This window comes from Coleofasciculus sp. (assembly GCF_046539235.1).
GTDB lineage: Bacteria > Cyanobacteriota > Cyanobacteriia > Cyanobacteriales > Coleofasciculaceae > Coleofasciculus.
The window spans coordinates 1-22,002 of record NZ_JBKHHI010000065.1 but is presented as its reverse complement, the minus strand read 5'-3'; the positions used below and the strand labels follow the sequence as shown (position 1 = coordinate 22,002).

Below are 22,002 nucleotides of genomic sequence, written 5' to 3'. Positions count from 1 at the left end.
GTTGAGGGTTGGGAGACAGGGAGATAATCACATCCGACTTTTGCGCTTTAATCGCTCGGAAAAGTTGGGTTAAGTAGTCGGTAATCTTGTTCGCCCGCCAGCGCACCCATTCTGGATCTTTGGGATCACTAGGGGGTGATTGACCTTGATGCTCTTGTTGATAGAGCTTAACAGTCACGGGATCATAACCTAAGTCAGAGGGCAAGCCAAAGTGATCGTCGAATTGAATTCCATCAATGTCATAGTTATTGACTAACTCAACCACTAAATCCTGGATAAACTGTTGCACTTCCGGGTGAAAGGGATTCAGCCAGACGCGATCGTGACTTCCTTCTGGTTGAATCTTCACACCTTGGCGATTTTGCGTCAGCCAATCGGGGTGACGTTTGGCTAACTCCGAGTCAGCCGGTGCCATAAACCCAAATTCAAACCAGGGAATCACCCTCATATCCTTTTGATGGGCTTGTTGGATGATTTCCTTGAGCATATCTCGTCCTTGGGTTCCCTGATTGGGATCAAGGGATTTATCTAAGGGAGTCACTAGCCGCACCGTACGCCCAATTTCCCCCTCGGCAACTTGACTAGGGTAGAGGGTATAGCCCCAATTCCAAACGGTAGGATAGACGGTGTTGAAGTTGAGTTTATCCAGGCGTTGAATGGCGTTGGTAATGCCTTGAGTCGAAAATAAGACTTGGCTATCAATATTCGTCAGCCACACCCCCCGTAACTCAGCTTGAGCCGAATTGGGGACTTGAGTCTCGACTTTGGCAATGTACTGGGAGGGGATCAACTCAGCGGTTTGAGTCGCTTGGCACAAAAAAGCGGCAATTTCAGCCCGACTCGCATTTTGGTTCGGGTTAAAGGTTTGCACGTTGGGATAATTAACGACAAGCTGGTTTTCTACAGCGGTTGCGATCGCGCCTTGGGAATAATTGGGAATCGTGCTAGCATCTTCAAATGCTGATGTCAAGGTTTCAACAGCAGGTTGCTGGGGAACATACTTCAACCCACTGGCTAAAGAGACTAAGGCTTGCACACGGGGGATCGGTTGATTGGGTTGGAATAGTCCACCCGGATAACCCGCTAAAAATCCGGTTTGATAGGCTTGGCGAATCGCTTGACTTGCCCAGTGTCGAGTTGGCACATCGGCAAATTTTCCGCCCGTGCGTATCTCTGGCGCATTCGGAAAGGCTTGACCCAGCATGGCGGCAAATTCAGCCCGGGTGACGGGAGAATCGGGTTGAAAATGACCATCTGGATAACCACGAATAATCTGCTGCTGTGCTAACTGTTCAATGCACGATTGCGCCCAATTTCCTTGGATATCACTCAGCCGCGTTTGAGCGTAAGCTAGGGTTGGCAGCCATAAGGCTAAGCACAAACCAAACATAAACAGAAACATTAACCAAGCCTGATGCCCACAAGCACGGCTAAAAGCAACTAGCCCATTGGCAAAGGCTGTAAATAAGGTTTTGACCAACTGTTTCATAAAAGGAGCAAATCTAGAGATATCACTATTGACGGGCTACACACCTTCGTGATCAGGAATGACTGGCTGAGTTAGGCAAAGGTTGCCAAAGCGACTTATCGCCGTTGGCTGTCGGATCAAGACTGGGGGAGTCGTTTTGAGTTTTGGGACTCTGACTGATTTGGAACGTTGCTGCGAGACTTTTTGTATTTTTGGCTACAAACATTTCTGTATTGTCGGTCAATGACATGGCGAATTGGCACAATATTTGAAGTTTTTCAACATTTTCCCGCTGGGGTACTCCCAAGACTTACCCAAAAATTTCACATTTAAGGTGTATTTTGTGAGTAATATTGTCTTTAGGTCAGGAATCTTAGCCGATATCCCCCATTTCCTCATGATTTCCCCACCAGGTTTTGGGATAAAGAACCTTAAACGGCTGAACTCATCTCCATCGGCTAGGTTAACAAAACTTGGCGTTAAATGAGTGGAAAGGTTCAGGATGACAAGACGGGGAAACAAGAGGGAGCAGGAGGGTTCCAGGTGCGGGAGAACTGGGGAGATTAGCTGGTCAGCTATTTAGAGCCATGCTGCACTAGAACCGTCCGCCCTAGCTCAGAAAATCTGAACTGGATAAAAATGTTAAGTTTTATTACAATGAAACGAATTGGGAGACCGACACCTTGTTGTCCTCTATCGGTTCATACTCATTCATCCCCTAATATTTATTAGAAATTAGGAAGTTGGATTAATTTTTTATTTAAAAATACAAATAATTACTAGGGAAAACTTAGATAGAATCCAAGCATTCAAATTAGGAAAAACTGTCAGCATCTTCCTATGACTAATATAGAAGCACAAGCTTTCAACGCCAATAACGGACAATCCCTGAGAAAGCTTGCCAGAGCAATCATTATGTCCCAAGGTCATTTTGCCCTGATTTTGGTGTGCTGCAAGTTTTCACCCCAACCACTATCCGTATTAAACCAGTTACAAGAATTCTCTGCACTTCCCATTCAGGGTGTGATCCTGCCTAACTCCGTGGATACTCTGTTTACGGCAATACGCGCAGCCGTGGATGAACCACCACCTCCGGCTGTAGTTGTCTTTGGTCTTGATTCGGTGGTTGCTGTTGATCAAGTCTTGAGTGCGACTAATCTAGTGCGTGAAGAGTTTCGCAAACAGTTTCCTTTTCCACTTGTTTTATGGATCGATGATACAATCTTGCAAAAGATGATTCGACTAGCCCCTGATTTTAAAAGTTGGGCAGCGAATCCCCTGCGGTTGGAATGTTGTTGTCACCACAGGGCTTTTCAGCAAACTTACAAGATGGCTTGTGTTCATGGAAGATAACAAATAAGCACAGAATGTGATAGAGTCATAGATGGCTTACCTATCAAGATTATGCGGAAAATCTGGTTTATTATTTAAAATTCCACGCTGCGATCGCTAAACATCCCCATCCCAGGATCAAGGCGACTCCCCCTAGTGGAGTAATAGCACCCAACCATTTAATACCACTTAAACTCAGGGCGTATAGACTGCCGGAAAAAATAGCGATGCCCACAATAAAAGCGATTCCAGCGGCGATGAGGGGAGATGAGGGAGTTTCAGCGCGAGAAAGCAGCAATGCCACGATGAGCAACGCTAGGGAATGATAAATTTGATAACGACTACCCGTTTCAAAAATTTCCAACGCCCGTTCACTCAGTTTTTCTCTCAACCCATGAGAAGCAAAAGCTCCAGCGGCGACAGATAAACCGCCGAACAGGGCAGCAACACCTAAAAAAATCCGAGTTATCATTAATTTCATATTAGGATTTTTATTAATTTCTTAGAGACGTTCCGCCGGAACGTCTCTACTTCTGGTGACGGATGTGGTTACACTGTTCACGGTCACAAACTGAGCTTTTGTCATGGTTCACGGAACGGAGTGCAGCCAAGCATCTTGTGAGATTCTTCACTCCGCTTCAGTTCCTTCGCTTCGCTCAGGACTCAGAATGACAGACTCTGACTGTGCGAGGTATACACCAAGCGATACTAAGCGCCTTCTACGGCAAGTTGCTTGGGTAAATAACCCAATTCTTCCAGCTTTTGCCAAACTTTGGCTACACTCTCAGATAACTCTTCCTGATCAGTGCGGCATTCCACTTCTGGGTTGAGTGGTGGTTCGTAAGGATCATCAATTCCGGTAAACCCAAGAATTTCTCCAGCGCGGGCGCGTTTATATAATCCCTTGACATCTCGTTCTTCACAGGTTGCCAGGGGAGCATTAACATAAACTTCTAGAAAATCACCAACTTTTTGGCGTACCTCTTCTCGAATTGCCCGGTAGGGCGAGATAGCAGATACCAAAACGATTACACCATTGCGGGTCAGTAGGTGAGACACAAAACCAATGCGACGGATATTTTCGTCGCGGTCTTCTTTGCTAAAGCCCAAGCCTTTGGTGAGATTCTGACGAACAATGTCGCCGTCTAAGACTTCTAGCTTACACTCCTTCTCTTGCAAGGTTTTGGCTAATGCTTGGGTAATCGTGGTTTTACCTGCACCACTTAGACCCGTGAACCATATCGTTACACCGCGCTGATTCATGATTATTTCTGTCGCTATCCTAAAGCCTACTGTAAGTACAATTTATCCTGTTTTCTCAGGTGAAACACTCATCGTCAAACGTCTGTTTTCTGGAATAACAGCTTGTTTGATGATCAGACCTAGATTTTAACCTGAGTCAAGGAATTGACAATAGTTTAACTCTATTGTTCCAAGAACCCAACCGAAAAAGGTGACATGCTCCCCAACCGAAAACGTTTTGAGCAACTTACAATCGAGAGGCGCATATTGCTGCACCAATTAGCCCAACCTGGGAGTTGATCACAATATGAACCGGAACCTTTTCCAGCAGGGGACTGACCCGACCTTTTTCCGTAAAGGTTCGCAAGAAACTACCATCCTGCATCAAGGGCAAAATCTTAGCCGCAATCCCGCCAGCAATATATAACCCCCCGTAGGGTAAGAGTTTGAGCGCCAGATTTCCGGCTTCAGCACCGTAAGCTTCCACAAACATTTTTAAAGTTTGTTCACTGAGATGGTCGCTCTTTTGCAACGCTGCTTTAGAAATCTCCGCCGCCGGATCAACACTTTTCTCACTGCGTCCCATTTCCCGTTCCCAGGTTTTAACGACTTGGGCAATTTCTGGGGATTCGTGGGCAAATTGCCGATCGCGCAAAAACTGGTAAACGGCGACAATTCCTTGACCGGAAACGACTCGTTCGGCGGAAATGCGCTGAATATCGTACTTCTCGCGTAAATACTGTAAAAGTTGGAACTCCAGTTCAGTGCGGGGAGCAAAATCCGCATGTCCGCCTTCGGAAGCGAAAACCTGATACCTGTCCTGGTTCTGAATCAGAAATCCTTGTCCTAACCCTGTACCTGCACCAATGACCGCAATTGGCGCATCCGATTGAGGATTAACCTGTTGTAGCGTACATAAATCATCCGCCTCTAAACCGAGAATCCCGTAGCCAACCGCCGCAAAATCATTGAGCAGAGTGATTTTAGCGATCGCGAGTTCTTCCTCTAACCGTCTAGCGTCCAACACCCACGCTAAATTGGTCAAGTTAGAGGTATCGTTGACCACAGGACCTGCGATCGCAAAACAGGCTTTTTCCATGGTCAGTTTTCGCTGCAGCTTCTGTCCGGCTTCTGATAGAAACCTTTGCACGATCGGTACTAAGTCAGGGAAATCACGGCTAGGGTAACGGGCTTCATGGAGAACCGATAACGATTCCGACTCTGAATCCTCCACCAGTCGCAAAATCGTTTTAGTCCCGCCGATATCTCCTGCCAGTATTAATGTCATAGAATCTTATACTTTAATGAAATCGAATCACGTCTTCAGTTTGACTGAGGTGGGAAGTATCCCCGTTGAGTTCCATCACCCATTTTTCCTCATGACGCACGAGTTTGACTAAACAGCATAAAGCGGCGTTCACTTCGGGTTGACCCGGAATTAATCCCCAGGTCGCACCGACGACCGAAGCACCATGCCCCACTAATAAGATATCGTCTCCGAATTCTGTGGTCAGCAGGCGAGCTGTTTGAGCGGTGCGTTCTAGCACTTTCTCATTTGTTTCTGGATACTGAGGGATGACGCGGGAGGTATAACCCGAATCAATACAGGGAAAACGCTGTTGTAATTCCTCAACAGACAGTCTTTCTGGCTCTGTTCTCATCCATTCCGGATTCAGCCATTCACTCAAACCCGCCTCCATCTTAATGGGTAAGTCCAAAATCTGAGCAATTTGGTTCGCGGTTTGTACCGTTCGCAAAAACGGTGAGGCAAAAATGTGCTTAATCCTCTCCCCGCGTAATCGTTGACCTAACTCCCGCGCTTGACCAACGCCATCGTCCGATAACGGGGGATCATAAGGATGTTCGGCTGTGTTAAACCAGTCAGGGTTAACAAAGTCGAGGCGATTTCCATGTCTGGCAATCCAGAGGGTTTGAGTCATTCGTCTTATGTCCTTTGTCAGGGAATAGGGTACAGGGTACAGGGTACAGGGTAAGGTAGAGACGTAGCAGGCTACGTCTCTACACCCTCCCCATCTTCCCCAGCTCTAGATGGACGGCTTTTGATTAAGATATGTTACAGTATTTAACGAAGTGTTAGCTAGTGATCAGATATAACCTATGCAATAAGCAGAGGCAAAAACAAATCGGATAGTATAGCAAATTCTAAATCTGGGTTAGGGATGGGGGCTTTAACTCACCCAGTCATACGCATTTCGAGTTTTCTAATCAATCTATTTTCCCCTATTGAAATAAAACTTAACATTTCTCTCATAGAGAATCGTTCACCCCAGCCTGAGGTGAACCCTCCTGAAAAGGAGCTTAGTTGTTTGAACTCCACTCATAATACAGATATAGCGATCGCGATGAAAACTGCTCAGACCTCTACAGACCTTGTCCGCACTTACCTCCAAGAAATTGGTCGTGTACCCCTGTTGACCCACGAGCAAGAGATATTATACGGAAAACAAGTACAGCGTTTAAATGCCTTAGAGCAAACCAAAGAGTCGCTGTTTGAACAATTGGGTTACGAACCAACGCTGTGTGAGTGGGCAAAAGCCTCGTCCCTATCGGAAGCCGAGTTACAATCGTGCATCAGGGCGGGTCAAACGGCTAAGCGCAAGATGGTGGAAGCCAATTTACGTCTGGTGGTTTCCGTAGCCAAGAAATATATCAAGCGCAATGTAGACTTGCTGGACTTGATTCAGGAAGGTACGATTGGCATGCAACGGGGTGTGGAAAAATTTGACCCGACTAAAGGGTATCGTTTCTCCACCTACGCCTACTGGTGGATTCGTCAAGCGATTACCCGTGCGATCGCAGAAAAAGGACGAACGATTCGCTTACCAATCCACATCACCGAAAAGCTGAACAAAATCAAAAAAGCCCAGCGCCAACTCTCCCAAAAGCTAGGGCGTGCCGCCACCATATCGGAATTGGCGACAGAATTAGACCTGACACCCAAGCAAGTCCGGGAGTACCTGGAGAAAGCGCGTCAACCTCTGTCGTTAGATCTACGAGTCGGCGATAATCAAGATACGGAATTAGGAGAACTGCTCGAAGATAGCGGACCTTCGCCAGAAGATTTTGCTACCTATTCAGCCATGCAAGTCGATCTGGAGAAGCTAATGGCGGATTTAACCGAGCAGCAACGTGAAGTGCTAATGCTACGCTTTGGTCTAGTCGATGGTCAACCCATGACACTTGCCAAGATTGGGGATCAACTCAAAATCAGCCGGGAACGAGTCCGCCAAATTGAACGGGAAGCGCTGTCTAAGCTTCGCAAGCGCCAAGCCGATATGCGTGAATATATTGCGGTGAGTTAGTTGGTCTTATGTCATTGGTCTGATGAGACAACCCGATATTATGGGTTCGGTTCTACCTACCTGATTATCAATTATCCCTGGTTAAGTTACGATGACAGATAGAGACCTGTTGCTCGGAGGTAAACGGTGAAAAACAAATCTGATCGCGTCTCAGAATTTTTTGAAGGCGATGGAGACAATAATCTTTTGTGGGAGTACGTACAATCGTTGAGTCCAGAAACCGTTTCCCATTTATCTAAACCTACTTCGGCTGATGTGTTTCAGGTCATGGAACGTAATGTGATGGGATTGTTGGGTAATATTCCTTCAGACCATTTTGATGTCACTATTAATACTAACCGCGAGAATCTAGGACGTTTGTTAGCCTCAGCAATGGTCAGTGGTTATTTCCTACGCAAAGCTGAACAACGCATGACATTTGAGAAATCGTTGCAAAAGACCGATTCCTCCGGCGCAGATGCTGGCTAGAGTAAGAAGGCAGAAGAAAAGACAGTCATCTACAGGAAATAGGATAATTGGGACGAAATCGAAAATCGGCAGACTCATTCGCTGGGCTGCCGATTTCATAAAACATCCTTCGTCGCAGGAAACTCCGTGTCCCTTCGCTTCGCTCGAGGGCAAGCTTTAGACCGGATAGGAATGGACTACAGGGGAATTTTTCCAGATCAACTGAGTGATGTTTTAGCATTACCAGGAATTGGTCGAACCACTGCAGGCGGAATTCTCAGCGCCGCTTTTAATCAACCTGTGCCGATTCTGGATGGGAATCTAAACACCCCGATTGTTCCCATTGTCCTTGGCAGAGTCACTGTCAGGCGTACAATCGAGGTATTGCATCTAAGTTACCCATGCGTGAAGCCTCTACCCCCTTACCTCACAAAATCATTGGTGTTGCCGTGATTTGGAATGACCAAGGACAAATTTTAATTGACCGCCGCCCTGCTCAAGGGTTACTGGGTGGATTATGGGAGTTTCCTGGCGGCAAAATTGAGCCAGATGAAACTGTGGCAGACTGTATTAAGCGGGAAATTCGGGAAGAATTGGGAATTGAGATTGAAGTAGGCGATCGCGTAATCACGGTTGATCATGCCTATAGCCATTTTCGCGTGACGTTGATTGTCCATCACTCTCGTCATCTATCAGGTGTGCCTCAAGCCCTGGAATGTGATGAAATCCGTTGGGTAACCCTAGAGGAAATTGACCAGTTTCCGTTTCCCAAGGCTAATATTCAGATTATTGCAGCATTGAGATCTTCCGGACAAACTCAGCCAAACTCTGTTGATTCTATTACTAATACCAATTCTCTGTAGTCTTGATGTGATAATTGGCAAAACTGTTGGTTCCAGCTAAACCACCGCAATGATACTTCAAAAGCCATCGGCTGATTGTCGCTTCATTGCGCTGGAGCAACTGCGCCAGCTCCTTGTGATTCTTGGCAATACCCCGTTTGAGCCAGTAGAGCATTTGCAAACGCTCCTTGCCTGTTACACTCCTTTGCTTACTCAGAAGTCATACTCACTCCCTTTTAACTGCAACTTGGTAAGCTGTTTGGCATTTAAACCTTAATGTCAATCATGACGAAATCCTTGCCGTAGTGCGTTTAGCGAAGCCATGCCGCAGGCTTTGCATCTTGCTCGCTACCCAGGAGCATCTTGCTGCCTACCCATTCCCAATTTAAATGCGTGACAGCTTATCAGTCGTGACGGCGTAATCCTGCCCTGATTGGTACTAAAATCATAAAAATGCTATTTTGTCAAATCAGCCCCGGTTCGAGTTCAGAAAATTAGGTCATTGGGGTATGCTTGTATTATTTAAGTTTTGGCGATCCTGGCGAGAATAAATGACGGTTTATTCGGGCTTTGAAGTGCTTACATAATAAAATTGCTCACAATAACCGACACCAACGAAACGGGGGTGACTTTATAAAAAAATGTGAAAATATGAAAACCTAGAAGCAATTATTTTGTATCCTATCTCTAGCCGTCTTCAATGAGAACCATTACCTTAATGAATCCTAGCCACTGAACCGCCGTAAATCTAACCTTTTATTAAACTCAACCTGGCATTTAAACGCCAAAATGATTGACAAACAGTAACAAAGACTACAAAATATCTCTGATTTTGACTTTTGACTTGGTACAGATGTTGCTTTTAACGTCTATAGACAGTCTTCCATCCGCTTAGTTGGTCACAAGCCACCGTCAACAACTGATTGGTGAGGATTTGCCGCCAAAATAATCTAGGGACTGCATCACCATCGCCAATTTAGCGAATGACACCTTAGCCACAACTATACCCTACTCTAAACTTGAGGCATCACTATGGGAAAACCAACTGGCTTTATCGAATATCTGCGCGAATTGCCCTCAGAACTGCAACCCGACAGTCGCATTGGCAACTGGGACGAGTTCCATCTGCCCATGCCAGAGGAAAAACTCCAAACTCAGGCGGCGCGGTGTATGGACTGCGGCACACCCTTTTGCCATACCGGAACCATGCTCAAGGGTATGGCAAGCGGTTGCCCAATCAACAACCTGATCCCAGAGTGGAACGACCTAATTTATCGAGGTCGATGGCGCGAAGCACTCGATCGCTTGCACAAAACCAACAACTTCCCCGAATTCACCGGTCGTGTTTGTCCAGCGCCCTGTGAGGGTTCCTGTGTCCTGGGTATCCATAACCCACCCGTGACCATCAAAAATATCGAATGTTCGATTATTGACAAAGGCTGGGAGGAAGGCTGGGTCGAACCCGAACCTCCAACCAAGCGCACCGGGAAAAAAGTCGCGATTGTGGGGTCTGGACCGGCTGGACTCTGTGCGGCTGCCCAACTCAATAAAGCCGGTCATTGGATCACCGTATTTGAACGGGCAGATCGTCCCGGCGGCTTACTCATGTATGGCATCCCTAACATGAAACTGGACAAAAAGCAAGTCGTCCAGCGTCGCCTTGACCAGCTTGAACAAGAAGGGGTTAAGTTTATCTGCAACACCGAGGTAGGTAAAGACTTCCCCACCGAGAATCTAGTCAAAGAATTTGACGCCGTAATCCTTTGCACGGGCGCAACCAAGCCACGGGACTTACCCATCGAAGGGCGGGAGTTAAAAGGTATCCACTTCGCCATGGATTTCCTGACTGCCAATACCAAAGCGCTTTTAGATAACAGCAAAAACGGCAACTTTATCTCCGCTGAAGGCAAAGATGTGGTGATTATCGGCGGGGGTGACACGGGTACTGACTGCGTTGGTACTTCCCTGCGTCATGGGTGTAAGAGTCTGGCGCAACTGGAAATCATGCCCCAGCCGCCCCTAGAACGCGCCCCCGACAATCCCTGGCCCGAATGGCCTAAGATTTATCGTATGGATTACGGGCAGGAAGAAGCGGCGGCGAAGTTTGGCGCTGATCCCCGTTCCTATCTCACCACTGCGACTAAGTTTGAGGGGGATGAGGAAGGACAGGTAAAAGCAGTGCATACGGTAACAATCGAGTGGCAGAAAAATGAGCAAGGTCGATTTATTCCCAGTCCGGTTGCGGGTACAGAAAAAGTGATTCCTGCCCAACTTGTTCTATTAGCGATGGGTTTCCTCGGACCCGAACAACCTCTGCTGGATGCCTTGGGTTTAGAACGCAATGCCCGGAGTAATATCAAAGCCGATTATGGGAAGTATGCCACCAGTATTCCCGGTGTCTTTGCCGCTGGTGACTGTCGCCGGGGTCAGAGTTTGGTGGTTTGGGCATTCAACGAAGGTCGAGGTGCTGCCCGTGAGTGCGATCGCTATTTGATGGGGAGTACAGATTTGCCAGGTTAAGGTTCCAGACGAGTCATGGCGCGTCTTTTATGATGGTTCGGGTTCCCCTTCTCCCAATATTTCCCCCCTTTCAAAGGGGGATACTGCTGGCGAATTGGAAAAACCTAACCCCCCAGCCCCCTTCCCAACCCCCCTCGTTCCCCCCTACAAGAGAGGGGATGACAGCGGATGCTTCGCTTTTTTGGCAGGGGGGAGGACAAAGGATGCTTCGCTTTTTTGGCACGGAAGGGGGAGTGGGGAGGGCGGGTTTTGTTGTTCATTTATTAGTGACAAGTCGTTTGAGTGGCTAAACCCGCCCCGACAATTGTGGCTAAACCTGTCCCGACAATTAACCTATTAGTTCAGGGGAATGGAACAGCAAGAGTTCACCAACGCATTTACTAAACTAACACCGCGACAAAAGGAAGTTTTACAGCAATTTGTCGCCGGGAAAAATGATGGAGAAATTGCGGCGGAACTCTGTATTTCTCAAGGAACGGTGCGAAAACATATCCAGAATATCTGTCAGATTTTTGCCCTAAACAATAATGAAGATAAAGGCTCGTCTCACCGTTCTAAGTTAATTACTGCCATTGCTCACAATTTACCCAATTTAATCCCAGGGGATACTCTGGCGGCGACTAATCAGCCTCAGGTTATCCTCAGTTATCATTGTGGAAATGACCCCGATAAAAGCCTTGCTATACAATTAGAAACGGCGTTAACTGCCCAAGGGTGTCAAGTTTTCATTGCCAATGCTAGTCGCCGCATGGCAACTCAGGGATTGCAGCAAATTTATACCGAATTAAACCTCTGCGATCGCGTGGTGTTATTATTGTCCCCTCTAGCCGCGTCGAGTGAGATGGTAACCGAAGAGGTGCAGTGGGTAAAACGGCGGCGGGATCAACATCCAGAGGGGAAACCGGAGATGTTGGCGATTCGGATTAATTGCCCCTGGACATTACTTAACCATGACTTACGCGGTTATCTCAAAGGGGTGTCCCAGCAGGAGTGGCGATCGCCTGAAGATACGCCGATTGTGTTAAACTCAGTTCGGGATTGGCTTTTTACTGATCAACCAACCATTACGACAGAGGGCGATCACAAATCCTCGACGTTTCCCAGTGCCTATTCCCTCACCCCCAATCATCCCCCTCAACCTGTCGCCGAACCAGAATTACCCCGAGGACAAGTCGAATTAGCCTCGGCGTTTTATGTGGAACGCCCTGGTGTTGAACAACGTTGCTATGAAGCGGTGGCTAAACCGGGTTCCTTAATCCGAATTAAAGCGCCGCGACAAATGGGAAAAACCTCGTTAATGGCACGGATTTTACATCGGGGAACTCAGCTTAATTATGCCACAGTTCCGTTAAGTTTTCAATTAGCGGATAGTAATGTTTTTACGAATTTAGATCGCTTCTTGCAGTGGTTTTGTGCAGTGATTACTCTAGAACTGCAATTACCCGATCGCTTGGATAAGTATTGGAGTAAAATCTTTGGGAGTAAGGTGAGTTGTAAGTCCTATTTTGAGCGGTATTTATTGGCAACGATTGCCACACCGTTGGTGTTAGGGTTAGATGAAGTGGATCGGGTGTTTCATTATCCTGAACTCACCGCTGATTTTTTTGGCTTATTGCGATCGTGGCATGAAGAGGCGAAAAATCGGGAAATATGGCGTAAATTGCGATTAGTCGTGGTGCATTCAACGGAAGCCTATATTCCCATGGATATTAATCAGTCTCCATTTAATGTGGGATTACCGATTGATTTACCGGAATTTGCAGTCGAACAAGTCCAAGATTTAGCCCAGCGTCACGGATTAGCTTGGGAATCGAATCAGGTGGAACAATTAATGGCAATGGTTGGGGGTCATCCCTATTTAGTAAGATTGGCGCTGTACGCGATCGCCCGTCAAGAGATTACCTTAGCTCAACTGTTGGCTACAGCACCAACGGATGCTGGATTGTATGGCGATCATTTGCGGCGACTTATGTGGAATTTATCCCAACATCCTGAATTAGCTACTGCCCTGAAGAAAGTGGTTGCGGCTGATTATCCCATACAATTGGAACCGATGCAAGGATTTAAGTTGCACAGTATGGGATTGGTAAATCTGCAAGGGAATGAGGTGACGCCTCGGTGCGATTTGTATTGTCAATATTTCCGGCTGCGTTTGCATCGTGTTCATGATTCATAAACAGAGAACAGGGAATAGGGAACAGGGAACAGGGAATAGTGGGATGAATCTGGGCAACTTTTGCCTTGGGGGGTAGAATTAGTGGAACAAGAACGACAACGAGTTCAAGCGTTGATCGCGCAGTTACGAGCGGCGGGAATTGAACCAGAGGTGTGAGCGAGGGTAGAAACCGTAGGGGCGCACAGACGTGCGCCCATTAAACCTGTAAATCTCTTCCACTACTTTTGAGAACAACGATAAATTACAAGGCAGAAATTATCAATTTATAGCAATTTTGGTATAACACCCAACACCTGATATCAACGATGACTCAAGCCCAAACTCAACCCCAACTCTATAGCTTTGATGAATTTATCAACTGGTATCCCGAAAACTCAGACGTTCGGTACGAACTGCATGACGGAGTAATTATCGAAATGCCCAAACCCAAGGGAAAACATTCAACTCTAACAGGTTCCCTGATCGAACAACTCTTTATAATTATCCGGCAAATGGGGCAAGGTGGCATTTGGACGATTCCTAGAGAATCCATTGTTAAACCCAAACGGGAAAAATCAGGTTATGAACCCGATATCATCGTTTTGAATCAAGATGTTCTTGATGGAGAACCCCGGTGGGAAAGTGAATCGATTATTCAAAATCCTGATTCAGTTAAATTAATAGTCGAGGTTGTTTCAACGAATTGGCGTGACGATTATTATAATAAACTTAGAGATTATGAAGAAATGGGTATTGAGGAATATTGGATTGTCGATTATGCCGCATTAGGACCCAGAAAGTTTATTGGCTCCCCCAAACAACCTACATTTTTTGTTAATACTTTGGTTGAGGGAGAATATCTGATGACTCCATTTACAGAAAACACTCCCATTGTTTCGCCAATGTTTCCCCTGTTTAATTTCTCTCCACAACAAGTTTTTACTCTGAGTTTTCGGTGAAAAACCAATAGCGAGCGAGACGCAAAGCCTGCGGCATGGCTTCGCTTAACGCACTACTGTTCCCTCCTACCCACACTTTTTGTGTCTTCCTCATCTTCCCCATCTTCCTCATCTTCCCCATCTTCCCCATCTTCCCCATCTTCCCCTCACCTCACCACTCCCTACAGCAGACCCTAATTAGACCGAATCGCTTTACCTGTTCTTTCATCAAAGAAATGAACTTTATCCGCATTAATCGATAACCAAATTTGATCGCCAACTTTGACGAGATTATCGGCGGGAATTCTGGCTTGTAACCGGGTTTTTCGATCCAGTTTCACTAATAAATAGGTATCATTGCCCAAGGCTTCGACTTGTTCAACAGTGACCGATAAGTTTTTCGGGGCGGGAACACTTACACTCAAATGTTCAGGACGAATTCCTAGAATTAAAGAACGTCCATCATACTCTTGCAGAAAGGGTTGCCAAACCTCTGGAAGCGTGAGCCGAAATTGGCGATGCTGAATCAGGAGAGGGGCTTTAATTTGAACAGGAATAAAGTTCATCGGCGGAGAACCGATAAATTCGGCGACAAACTGATTAGCGGGGTGGTTATAGAGTTCGAGGGGAGGGGCAATTTGCTGGATTTCCCCCTGATTCATTACTGCGATGCGATCGCCCATGGTCATGGCTTCAGTTTGATCGTGGGTGACATAGAGGGTTGTAGTACCTAATTGGCGTTGTAAGCGCACGATTTGACTACGGGTTTGGGCGCGGAGTTTGGCGTCTAGATTGGAGAGGGGTTCATCCATGAGAAAGACTTGGGGATTCCGAGCGATCGCGCGTCCCAGGGCGACTCGTTGCTTTTGTCCCCCAGATAGCTGTTTGGGGAGTCGATGCAGCAGAGGTTCAATTTGTAGGAGTTTGGCGACATAGCGCACCTGATCATCAATCGCCCGTTCGCGATCGGAGAAATAGCGCCATCCTTTAGGGAGCGATCGCGTCATCCTAATTAAAGCATTCTCCACCCAAAGCGGCATCTCGGTGTTAGGCTTTTCGTAGGCTAATCCCACCGATGTCCGCCGCAAGCCAAAGGCAATATTATCATAGACCGTCAGGTGAGGATAAAGGGCATAATTTTGAAACACCATGGCGATATTACGGGCTTTTGGGGGCAAATCATTCACCAGGCGATCGCCCACCCAAATTTTCCCGCCGGTTAATTCCTCTAATCCCGCAATCACCCGCAACAGGGTACTTTTGCCACAACCCGAAGGACCCACCAATACCATAAACTCGCCATCGTAGACTCTCAGATTAATCCGCCGCAAAACATTCGCGGTTCCCGATGACGGAGGCGATTGAGCAACGGCTACCAGTGGCGCTTCATCGCTAGGTGTGAGCAAGGGTTCTGTCGTCACAGGCGCGACAGTTGACCCCTCCTGGCGACTAGGAAAGCTTTTGTAGACGTTTTCGAGAACAACCTGGGACACGATGGTGACTGGGGATGAGCGACAGTGATAAGTAGGTGGGGACAATTAAAGTTAACGGTGGGGATCGTCATTTGTCATTTGTCATTTGTCCTTTGTAAGGGTTTGAGGACTATTTACAAAACTTAGTATAGTGCCGTTTTCTTTGATCCGACTACTTAGAGGTAACTATACTACTATGTTCCTTTGCGTCATGAACTGAAGTCTCGAACCCAAGTCCTCGGTGAGAAGCAGGTTATCAAACTGGGTTCGTAGTTGGTACTTTAGTACCATCAGCGCTAAAGCGCTGACTACAAACTCCAAACTTGAAGTGAATTTTTTCATCTGCGATCGCTAAGGCTTTTCTCAGTTTACTTGTTCAGGAGTTCCCTTGATTGAGAATAATAAATTGACTCAGATAAAACTACAACCTATTCCACTATTTTAGCTGTGTCACACCATTACAATTGACTTTATGATGGGGTTGAGTAAAGGGCGACCCGATCACATTGAGTGGAGGGGCGTTGTTAATTGATGCAAGCGGGTCGCCCCTACCGTTTAAACTAAAGGTGATAGGTTTCTAGATAATCAAGATTCAAATTATATCAGTTCACGTCGATATATTTTCCTTTAAAGTGGCTTCATTATCAGCAATTTAAGTATCCAGTTAACGCCGATATGCAGCCATATATTCGACAAATTCATCAAGGAATAATATAAACATTTCCAGGTTTTTCACTCTTGCCCAAGCTATAGCGCTTCGCGCTGGTCTAGTTACACTTTGTTTGTACGAACATCCCATCTGGACTCAGCTTCAGAGAAGGGAGTTGTAAATACACGCCTAGCGACTTGCTATACATCTTTTAACCCGTTTTAACGGGTTTTAGCTTTTAGCCCGAACTTTAGTTCCGGGCTTCTTCTAACCCCCGTTAAAATAGCGGTTTCATTTTTTCGCTTCGGCGGCGATTAACATGGTTGCAGCATATTCGTTATTGGGTTGAATTTCTAGCGCTTTTTTCAAAGATGCGATCGCGTCATCAAATCGTTCTAATTCCATATAGGCTTCGGCTTTATTAATCCAAGCGTTGGCGGAATTGGGTTTAAGCTGAGTGGCGCGATCAAGAATAGGAATCGCTTTCTCCGATTGACCTAATAAAATCAAAGCAACACCTTGATTAATCCAGGCTTCGGCAAAATCTGGCTTCAGGGTTGTGGCTTTTTCGTAGAGGTTTAATGCTTCTTGGTGTCTTCCTAATTGATCCAACGCCGCGCCTTTACTCCATAATGCTTCCGGATAATCAGGGTTAATTGCCAAAGCGCGATCGCACGCCTGAATCGCTTCAGTTGGACGCTGCTGGGTGTTTAAATCATAGCAGCGTTGCCAATGGGTTTGTGCCGTTGCTGTATCCACTTGGGGTTTTGGCGCAGGAGAAGCCGATGGAACCGGGGATGGTGTTGGCTCAACGTTTGTCGGCTTTTGCGCCACGGGAGTTGGCGTCGGCGTTGTTGGTTTTGGGGTAGCCGAATTTTGAGTAACTATCGGTGACTTTTGAGGAGAAGGGGTGGGAGTTGTTTCCGGTGAACTAGCTCGAGAGGGTGGTTCACCTGGTTTTGGTGTATCAGGAGTAGGCTGTTCAGAGGTAGGTGATTCTGAGTCTGAACTGGGATTCGTCGTTGTCTCATCCGTGGGGGAAGATTCAAGGGATGATGTGGGGGAGGGTTGAGTTGCAGAGTTCCCAGAATTAGCAGTTAATTCCTGACTCTGATTCGTCGTTTGGCTGGTAAGCTGGGGAATCAGCAATGTTGTCGCGACTCCAGCAATTCCGCCGACAATGCCTAAAATTGCCACAACCCACCAAAGATTAAGCCCTCGTTTTGGGTTGGAACCGGGTGTAACAATTGTAGGGACTGAACTCCCTGATCCGGGTTGGGAATTCCGCCACGTTTCGGGTAACTGAGTGGTACTGGTGTCTGAGGGGGATGTGGCTGGGGAATCTGGAAAACCTCTCTCCAAACCTCTCTCCTGCTCTTGAGAAGGCTTTGAATGTTCTGGAAGCGATGCTGTGGTGTCTGAGGAATCAGGTAATCGTTGCGTTGTATCGGAGGCTGGAATATCGCTGGAGAGACGTTGCAGGGCGTCTAAGGCTTCCATAGCAGTTTGATAGCGATCGCGGAAATCATACCGAATCATCTGATCCAGAATCTCCGCCAGGTTGAGATTAACATGAGGTGCTAAATCACGCCACTGAATTTCTCCCGTCTCCGGATTTTCCCGCAGCAGTCTGGGATGAGTTCCAGTTAAGGCTTGAATCCCTAATATACCCACCGCATACACATCACTACTAAACCGGGGTTGTCCACCTAACTGTTCTTTGGGAACATAGCCTTGGGTGCCAATGGAAATAGTTAAATTGGTTTGTCCCGATTGAGGATGACTAAATTGAGTGGTAACTTGCTTCACCGCACCAAAATCAATTAGGACAATTTTGCCATCCTGTTGGCGGCGAATCAGATTAGAGGGTTTGATATCGCGATGAATCACATTTTGCTCATGGACATACGCCAAAACCTGGAGAATATCCTCTAGTAGGGCAATGGTTTTAGATTCTAACCATTGCTGACCTTTTTTCAATTCCTGGGTGAGGGGATTGCCAAGAATTAATTCTTGTGCTAGATAAAATTCCTGATTTTCTTCAAAATGTGCCAGCAGCCGGGGAATTTGGTCATGATTACCCAGTTGATAGAGGACTTGAGCTTCGGTGTCAAACAAGCGTCTGGCGGTTTCTAGGCTAGCGGGGTCAGTGGTTTTGGGTTGAAGCTGTTTAATCACGCATTGGGGGTGTCCAGGCAAGTGGAGGTCTTGCGCCAAAAAGGTTTGACCAAATCCGCCTATTCCCAGTTGACGCTCGATTTTATAGCGTCCACCGAGGGGTTGATCCGTATTCGTGGATTGAAATCGACGGAAAAGATTGAAGCTCATACCCTACCGCTCATTACAGGAAAAATGAATCCTTGACCTATTATCGTAATTATTTTTAACGATATGATTTGGATAGTGACCTAATCATAGTTACCTTTGTCCAGATTTTTTTGCCGAATTGTTAAATCCAATACCCAAAGCGTTTGACGTGATAGCAGGCGTTGCTGTTTCGGTTTCGCCCAAAAAAACGGGAACCATTACTATAACAGGTGTTTGAGGTCTGCCACGTCTATGTATATTCAATTAACCTGGGAAGATCCAGAAACTGGGGAAGTCAAGCGATCGCTATTAGCCCCACCAATCGCGATCGGTCGAGAATTTGATCAGATGCCAGAGTATTGGGGGGGAAAGTCGGTTTCTCGGTTGGAACTTGCCCACCCAGAGATCTCGCGGTTTCATGTCCTGATTACGGTGGAAAATAACCAGATCTATATTACCGATCAACGCAGTGCTAACGGTACATTTCTGAATGGACGACCGCTGCGCCAAGCCAATCAACCCATTTCGTTTAAGGATACCCTCCGGATGGGTCCCTATAAGATGACAGCAACATTACTCCGCAGCAATGACCTAAATGCTACTGCTCAAAGTCCCAACGTATCCAGCTTTACGCCGTCGATGAAGTCTATCCCCCAACAAAAAGTGGTGATCTGGGCGATTGGGATCGGAGTTCTGTTGTTGACCACATTTGGGGCTTGGGCGATAGCTAGCACCATTCTGGAGCAATCGCGCCCTCAACCTTCGCCCACATCGCCGTCTAGTAGTCGTCTTTGAAATATAGGTTGAGACAAGCATATATGAATCGATTAACAACTATAGGGCGGCGTTGGCGGTTTATCCTGTTGGCTTTACTGACGTTGCTGCTGACACTCAACCCAGTTCCCACCTTTGCTCAGACTTCTCCAACGAATAGTAATGACAAAGCACCTGTGGTGCTAGACGGTCGCGTTTTATTACAGGTGAGAAGCTTAAATAATAACTTTACAGCAGAAAATCGTGCTAGGCGGATCAACGAAGCGTTGGCGCAAGTGGTGCGATCGCCTAATCCTGTCAGCATTGAAGTGAATCAGGAGGCGGGACGGACAACGATTCTTTCCCAGCCCGGTTCACACCATCTACTAACCGTGACAGACGCAGATTTGCTACCAGAACTAACCGCTTATCGGCAAGCCCAGATTTGGCAGGATATTCTGGAGAGGGCATTAGTACAAGCCAAATTTGAGCGATCGCCCGCCTATATTCGTCAGGCGTTAGGCTTTGTCCTTGGGGCGATACTGGTGGCGATCGCGATTCATGTTGGTTTACTGTTTCTGGGAAAATGGGTGTCTCATCGCTTGAGAGTGTGGCTAGGACAACCCACCTCCTCGTTTCACGCCTGGGAAGATCCCGCCCAATTCATGGTGCGCCTAGCCCGACTAGGGTTACAGGGCGGATTATGGATCGCGATCGCCTATTATGTGACCGATTTGTTTCCCGCCAGTCGGATTTGGCGCTATGAGTTCTTCGATTTTATCGCTAAGGTTTTTGGTATTCTTAATGCGCCAGTGATTAGCTTGGGTAGTAGCAAATATTCTGCCCTAGAATTACTATTGCTTTTGGGCTTGACTGTTGGATTGTGGTTTGCGGTTAGTTCTCTGACTAAGCTGTTTAAATCCTATGTCTTAGCCCACACCGGGGCTGAACCCAGATTGCAAGAGGTGATTACTGTCCTGACTCAGTATGTTCTCACCTTTCTCGGATTGATTGTCCTGTTACAAATTTGGGGTTTAGATGTTGGGTCTTTAACCATTATTGCTAGTGTCCTCGGTGTGGGGATTGGTTTTGGCGTCCAGAATATTGCCAATAACTTTATTAGCGGGATTATTATCACCTTTGAACGCCCCATCCAAATTGGTGATTTTGTCAAAGTCGGTGAATTACTGGGAACCGTAGAACGCATCGGCGCACGCAGTACGGAGATTTGTACCTTAGATCAAGTGACGATTATCGTACCCAACTCCCGCTTTTTAGAGACTGAGGTAATTAACTGGAGTCATGGGAATCCGATTTCTCGGCTGCGGATTCCTGTGGGTGTGGCTTATGGATCAGATATCGATAAAGTCCAAACCGCGTTAATAGAAGCTGTCAAAAATCATCCCGAAGTGCTGCTGCAACCGCCGCCTCAGGTATGGTTTCAAGGGTTTGGGGAGAGTTCCTTGGATTTTGATTTACTGGTGTGGACAGGAGAACCGAAGAAACAGTTTAAAGTGAAAAGTGATCTCAACTATCGGATTGAAGCCTGTCTGCGCCATCATACGATTGAGATTCCCTTTCCGCAGCGGGATTTACATCTGCGATCGCCTAAACTTGACGAAATTTTCAACCTGTTATTATATCGGGATGCATCAACATCGTCTCCTCGATCAATTGAGCCGACGAATGGTGATCAATCAAACCATACTTCCCATTCTCAACCACAAGAGTCCCTCGCGACTACGACTGAGATATCCGGATCAGTATCCCGGACAATCACTCCAGCCAAAACCTTAACCGAGACAGAAATTGAAGCATTAGTTGCAGCAATGCGGGGTGCAGATGGTGTGGAAATAAAAGATCGTCGCTATCGAGGAAATCTTTATCCTCAATGCTTCATTGGTGCAGAAGCCGTGGAATGGCTAGCACAACGGACTCAGGGTTCTCGACAAGAAGCGATTCGCATCGGACAAATTTTGATTGATAGCGGTATTATCCATCATGTTATTGATGATTATCCGTTTCAAGATGATTATTCATTTTATCGATTTTATCGGGATGATCGTCTGGTATGACATGAAGTTAGGGTATCGGAGATCGGATTCATGACAGGGTGATGCCTACCGGAGTGGCTACGGGTTTTATGGCAAGGCGGAAACTATTGGGCGGTTTTATCGAGTTTTTTACTTTTTGAGTTTAAATTGGCAGATGAACCCGAAAAATTCAGGGCTGTTTAAGGGTTTAACGGCGATTAACGCCAAGTAGAAACGTATAAGCAACTTGATTACCCCGGTAAGAAGGTTGAATTGGGAAAATTTTAGGAGGTAATGCTGTGAAGCTGAAGATTATCGCTTTTTCACTGTTGTTGGGTTTGACATCATTGCTGGGAGCTTGTCAGACTGATACAACTACACCTGAAGGAACGGGTGTAGAAGAGCCAACTCCGGGAGATGAAACGATGACACCCGGAGATGAAACGATGACACCCGGAGATGAAACGACACCCGGAGATGAAACGATGACGCCGGGAGATGAAACGATGACGCCGGGAGAT

18 protein-coding genes and 2 pseudogenes are annotated in these 22,002 nt (G+C 46.7%); 11 read left to right on the top strand and 9 right to left on the bottom strand.

What is annotated here, in order from left to right:
- Nucleotides 1-1,489 (bottom strand): glycoside hydrolase family 10 protein (locus tag ACLFWI_RS08405; RefSeq protein ID WP_446412568.1); only part of this gene is annotated, 1,489 nt, incomplete at its 3' end.
- 52 nt (nucleotides 1,490-1,541) lie between these two features.
- The gene (locus ACLFWI_RS08400; RefSeq protein WP_446412567.1) at nucleotides 1,542-1,718 is read right to left on the bottom strand and encodes a hypothetical protein; all 177 of its coding nucleotides are present in this window, start codon (nucleotides 1,716-1,718) and stop codon (nucleotides 1,542-1,544) included.
- 590 nt (nucleotides 1,719-2,308) lie between these two features.
- Between ACLFWI_RS08400 and ACLFWI_RS08395 the strand changes: the two genes are divergently transcribed.
- Entirely contained in the window at nucleotides 2,309-2,821 is a 513-nt protein-coding gene (locus ACLFWI_RS08395; protein WP_446412566.1) for a hypothetical protein, read from the top strand.
- A 70-nt stretch (nucleotides 2,822-2,891) separates the two neighbouring features.
- Here ACLFWI_RS08395 and ACLFWI_RS08390 read toward each other — a convergent pair whose 3' ends face one another.
- The 4 genes from ACLFWI_RS08390 to ACLFWI_RS08375 all read right to left on the bottom strand — a co-directional run bounded on the left by ACLFWI_RS08390 (nucleotide 2,892) and on the right by ACLFWI_RS08375 (nucleotide 5,982).
- Nucleotides 2,892-3,269, bottom strand: a complete 378-nt coding sequence (locus ACLFWI_RS08390; RefSeq protein ID WP_446375047.1) for a DUF423 domain-containing protein — start codon at nucleotides 3,267-3,269, stop codon at nucleotides 2,892-2,894.
- 239 nt (nucleotides 3,270-3,508) lie between these two features.
- On the bottom strand, nucleotides 3,509-4,063 hold the full coding sequence (gene cysC / locus ACLFWI_RS08385) for an adenylyl-sulfate kinase (RefSeq protein WP_446409045.1): 555 nt from the start codon (nucleotides 4,061-4,063) through the stop codon (nucleotides 3,509-3,511).
- A 226-nt stretch (nucleotides 4,064-4,289) separates the two neighbouring features.
- Nucleotides 4,290-5,330 (bottom strand): glucokinase, encoded by a 1,041-nt coding sequence (locus ACLFWI_RS08380; protein ID WP_446412565.1) that lies wholly within the window; start codon nucleotides 5,328-5,330, stop codon nucleotides 4,290-4,292.
- Nucleotides 5,331-5,343: 13 nt separating this feature from the next.
- Entirely contained in the window at nucleotides 5,344-5,982 is a 639-nt protein-coding gene (locus ACLFWI_RS08375; protein ID WP_446412564.1) for a histidine phosphatase family protein, read from the bottom strand.
- Nucleotides 5,983-6,405: 423 nt separating this feature from the next.
- On the opposite strand from ACLFWI_RS08375, the gene ACLFWI_RS08370 reads away from it, so the two are divergent.
- The 3 genes and pseudogenes from ACLFWI_RS08370 to mutT form a co-directional block, all read left to right on the top strand.
- Nucleotides 6,406-7,365, top strand: coding sequence for an RNA polymerase sigma factor, RpoD/SigA family (locus tag ACLFWI_RS08370; protein ID WP_446412563.1), 960 nt, complete (start codon nucleotides 6,406-6,408; stop codon nucleotides 7,363-7,365).
- Between the two features lie 126 nt (nucleotides 7,366-7,491).
- The gene (locus ACLFWI_RS08365; RefSeq protein WP_446412562.1) at nucleotides 7,492-7,833 is read left to right on the top strand and encodes a DUF760 domain-containing protein; all 342 of its coding nucleotides are present in this window, start codon (nucleotides 7,492-7,494) and stop codon (nucleotides 7,831-7,833) included.
- 150 nt (nucleotides 7,834-7,983) lie between these two features.
- Nucleotides 7,984-8,675, top strand: a pseudogene (mutT, locus tag ACLFWI_RS08360) (8-oxo-dGTP diphosphatase MutT); the annotation flags it as partial.
- Here the strand turns inward: mutT and ACLFWI_RS08355 are convergent.
- Nucleotides 8,656-8,835 (bottom strand): helix-turn-helix domain-containing protein, encoded by a 180-nt coding sequence (locus ACLFWI_RS08355; protein ID WP_446412561.1) that lies wholly within the window; start codon nucleotides 8,833-8,835, stop codon nucleotides 8,656-8,658. The pseudogene mutT and the gene ACLFWI_RS08355 overlap by 20 nt on opposite strands.
- Before the next feature lie 851 nt (nucleotides 8,836-9,686).
- Here ACLFWI_RS08355 and gltD point away from each other — a divergent pair.
- From gltD to ACLFWI_RS08335, 4 genes and pseudogenes are all read left to right on the top strand, one after another.
- Nucleotides 9,687-11,174, top strand: coding sequence for a glutamate synthase small subunit (gene gltD / locus ACLFWI_RS08350; protein ID WP_446412560.1), 1,488 nt, complete (start codon nucleotides 9,687-9,689; stop codon nucleotides 11,172-11,174).
- A gap of 349 nt (nucleotides 11,175-11,523) precedes the next feature.
- Entirely contained in the window at nucleotides 11,524-13,350 is a 1,827-nt protein-coding gene (locus tag ACLFWI_RS08345) for an AAA-like domain-containing protein (RefSeq protein WP_446412559.1), read from the top strand.
- Between the two features lie 39 nt (nucleotides 13,351-13,389).
- Nucleotides 13,390-13,506 (top strand): annotated as a pseudogene (locus ACLFWI_RS08340) (Uma2 family endonuclease); the annotation flags it as partial.
- Between the two features lie 149 nt (nucleotides 13,507-13,655).
- Nucleotides 13,656-14,288 (top strand): Uma2 family endonuclease, encoded by a 633-nt coding sequence (locus ACLFWI_RS08335; RefSeq protein WP_446412558.1) that lies wholly within the window; start codon nucleotides 13,656-13,658, stop codon nucleotides 14,286-14,288.
- A 173-nt stretch (nucleotides 14,289-14,461) separates the two neighbouring features.
- On the opposite strand, the gene ACLFWI_RS08330 is transcribed toward ACLFWI_RS08335, so the two are convergent.
- On the bottom strand, nucleotides 14,462-15,760 hold the full coding sequence (locus ACLFWI_RS08330; RefSeq protein ID WP_446412557.1) for an ABC transporter ATP-binding protein: 1,299 nt from the start codon (nucleotides 15,758-15,760) through the stop codon (nucleotides 14,462-14,464).
- Between the two features lie 919 nt (nucleotides 15,761-16,679).
- Nucleotides 16,680-18,716 carry a protein kinase domain-containing protein gene (locus ACLFWI_RS08325; RefSeq protein WP_446412556.1) on the bottom strand — a complete coding sequence of 679 codons (2,037 nt, stop codon included), beginning with the start codon at nucleotides 18,714-18,716 and terminating at the stop codon, nucleotides 16,680-16,682.
- A gap of 231 nt (nucleotides 18,717-18,947) precedes the next feature.
- Here ACLFWI_RS08325 and ACLFWI_RS08320 point away from each other — a divergent pair, with 231 nt between their 5' ends.
- The 3 genes from ACLFWI_RS08320 to ACLFWI_RS08310 all read left to right on the top strand — a co-directional run.
- Nucleotides 18,948-19,490, top strand: a complete 543-nt coding sequence (locus ACLFWI_RS08320; RefSeq protein ID WP_446412555.1) for an FHA domain-containing protein — start codon at nucleotides 18,948-18,950, stop codon at nucleotides 19,488-19,490.
- A gap of 23 nt (nucleotides 19,491-19,513) precedes the next feature.
- Nucleotides 19,514-21,523 carry a mechanosensitive ion channel domain-containing protein gene (locus ACLFWI_RS08315; RefSeq protein WP_446412554.1) on the top strand — a complete coding sequence of 670 codons (2,010 nt, stop codon included), beginning with the start codon at nucleotides 19,514-19,516 and terminating at the stop codon, nucleotides 21,521-21,523.
- 257 nt (nucleotides 21,524-21,780) lie between these two features.
- Nucleotides 21,781-22,002 (top strand): hypothetical protein (locus ACLFWI_RS08310; protein WP_446412553.1); only part of this gene is annotated, 222 nt, incomplete at its 3' end.

Bases quoted from the DNA above. Each gene is read 5' to 3' on its own strand.
- ACLFWI_RS08400 (WP_446412567.1), bottom strand. From the start codon at position 1,718: ATGTCATTGACCGACAATACAGAAATGTTTGTAGCCAAAAATACAAAA.
- ACLFWI_RS08395 (WP_446412566.1), top strand. From the start codon at position 2,309: ATGACTAATATAGAAGCACAAGCTTTCAACGCCAATAACGGACAATCC.
- cysC (WP_446409045.1), bottom strand. From the start codon at position 4,063: ATGAATCAGCGCGGTGTAACGATATGGTTCACGGGTCTAAGTGGTGCA.
- ACLFWI_RS08380 (WP_446412565.1), bottom strand. From the start codon at position 5,330: ATGACATTAATACTGGCAGGAGATATCGGCGGGACTAAAACGATTTTG.
- ACLFWI_RS08375 (WP_446412564.1), bottom strand. From the start codon at position 5,982: ATGACTCAAACCCTCTGGATTGCCAGACATGGAAATCGCCTCGACTTT.
- ACLFWI_RS08370 (WP_446412563.1), top strand. From the start codon at position 6,406: ATGAAAACTGCTCAGACCTCTACAGACCTTGTCCGCACTTACCTCCAA.
- gltD (WP_446412560.1), top strand. From the start codon at position 9,687: ATGGGAAAACCAACTGGCTTTATCGAATATCTGCGCGAATTGCCCTCA.
- ACLFWI_RS08345 (WP_446412559.1), top strand. From the start codon at position 11,524: ATGGAACAGCAAGAGTTCACCAACGCATTTACTAAACTAACACCGCGA.
- ACLFWI_RS08335 (WP_446412558.1), top strand. From the start codon at position 13,656: ATGACTCAAGCCCAAACTCAACCCCAACTCTATAGCTTTGATGAATTT.
- ACLFWI_RS08325 (WP_446412556.1), bottom strand. From the start codon at position 18,716: ATGAGCTTCAATCTTTTCCGTCGATTTCAATCCACGAATACGGATCAA.
- ACLFWI_RS08320 (WP_446412555.1), top strand. From the start codon at position 18,948: ATGTATATTCAATTAACCTGGGAAGATCCAGAAACTGGGGAAGTCAAG.
- ACLFWI_RS08315 (WP_446412554.1), top strand. From the start codon at position 19,514: ATGAATCGATTAACAACTATAGGGCGGCGTTGGCGGTTTATCCTGTTG.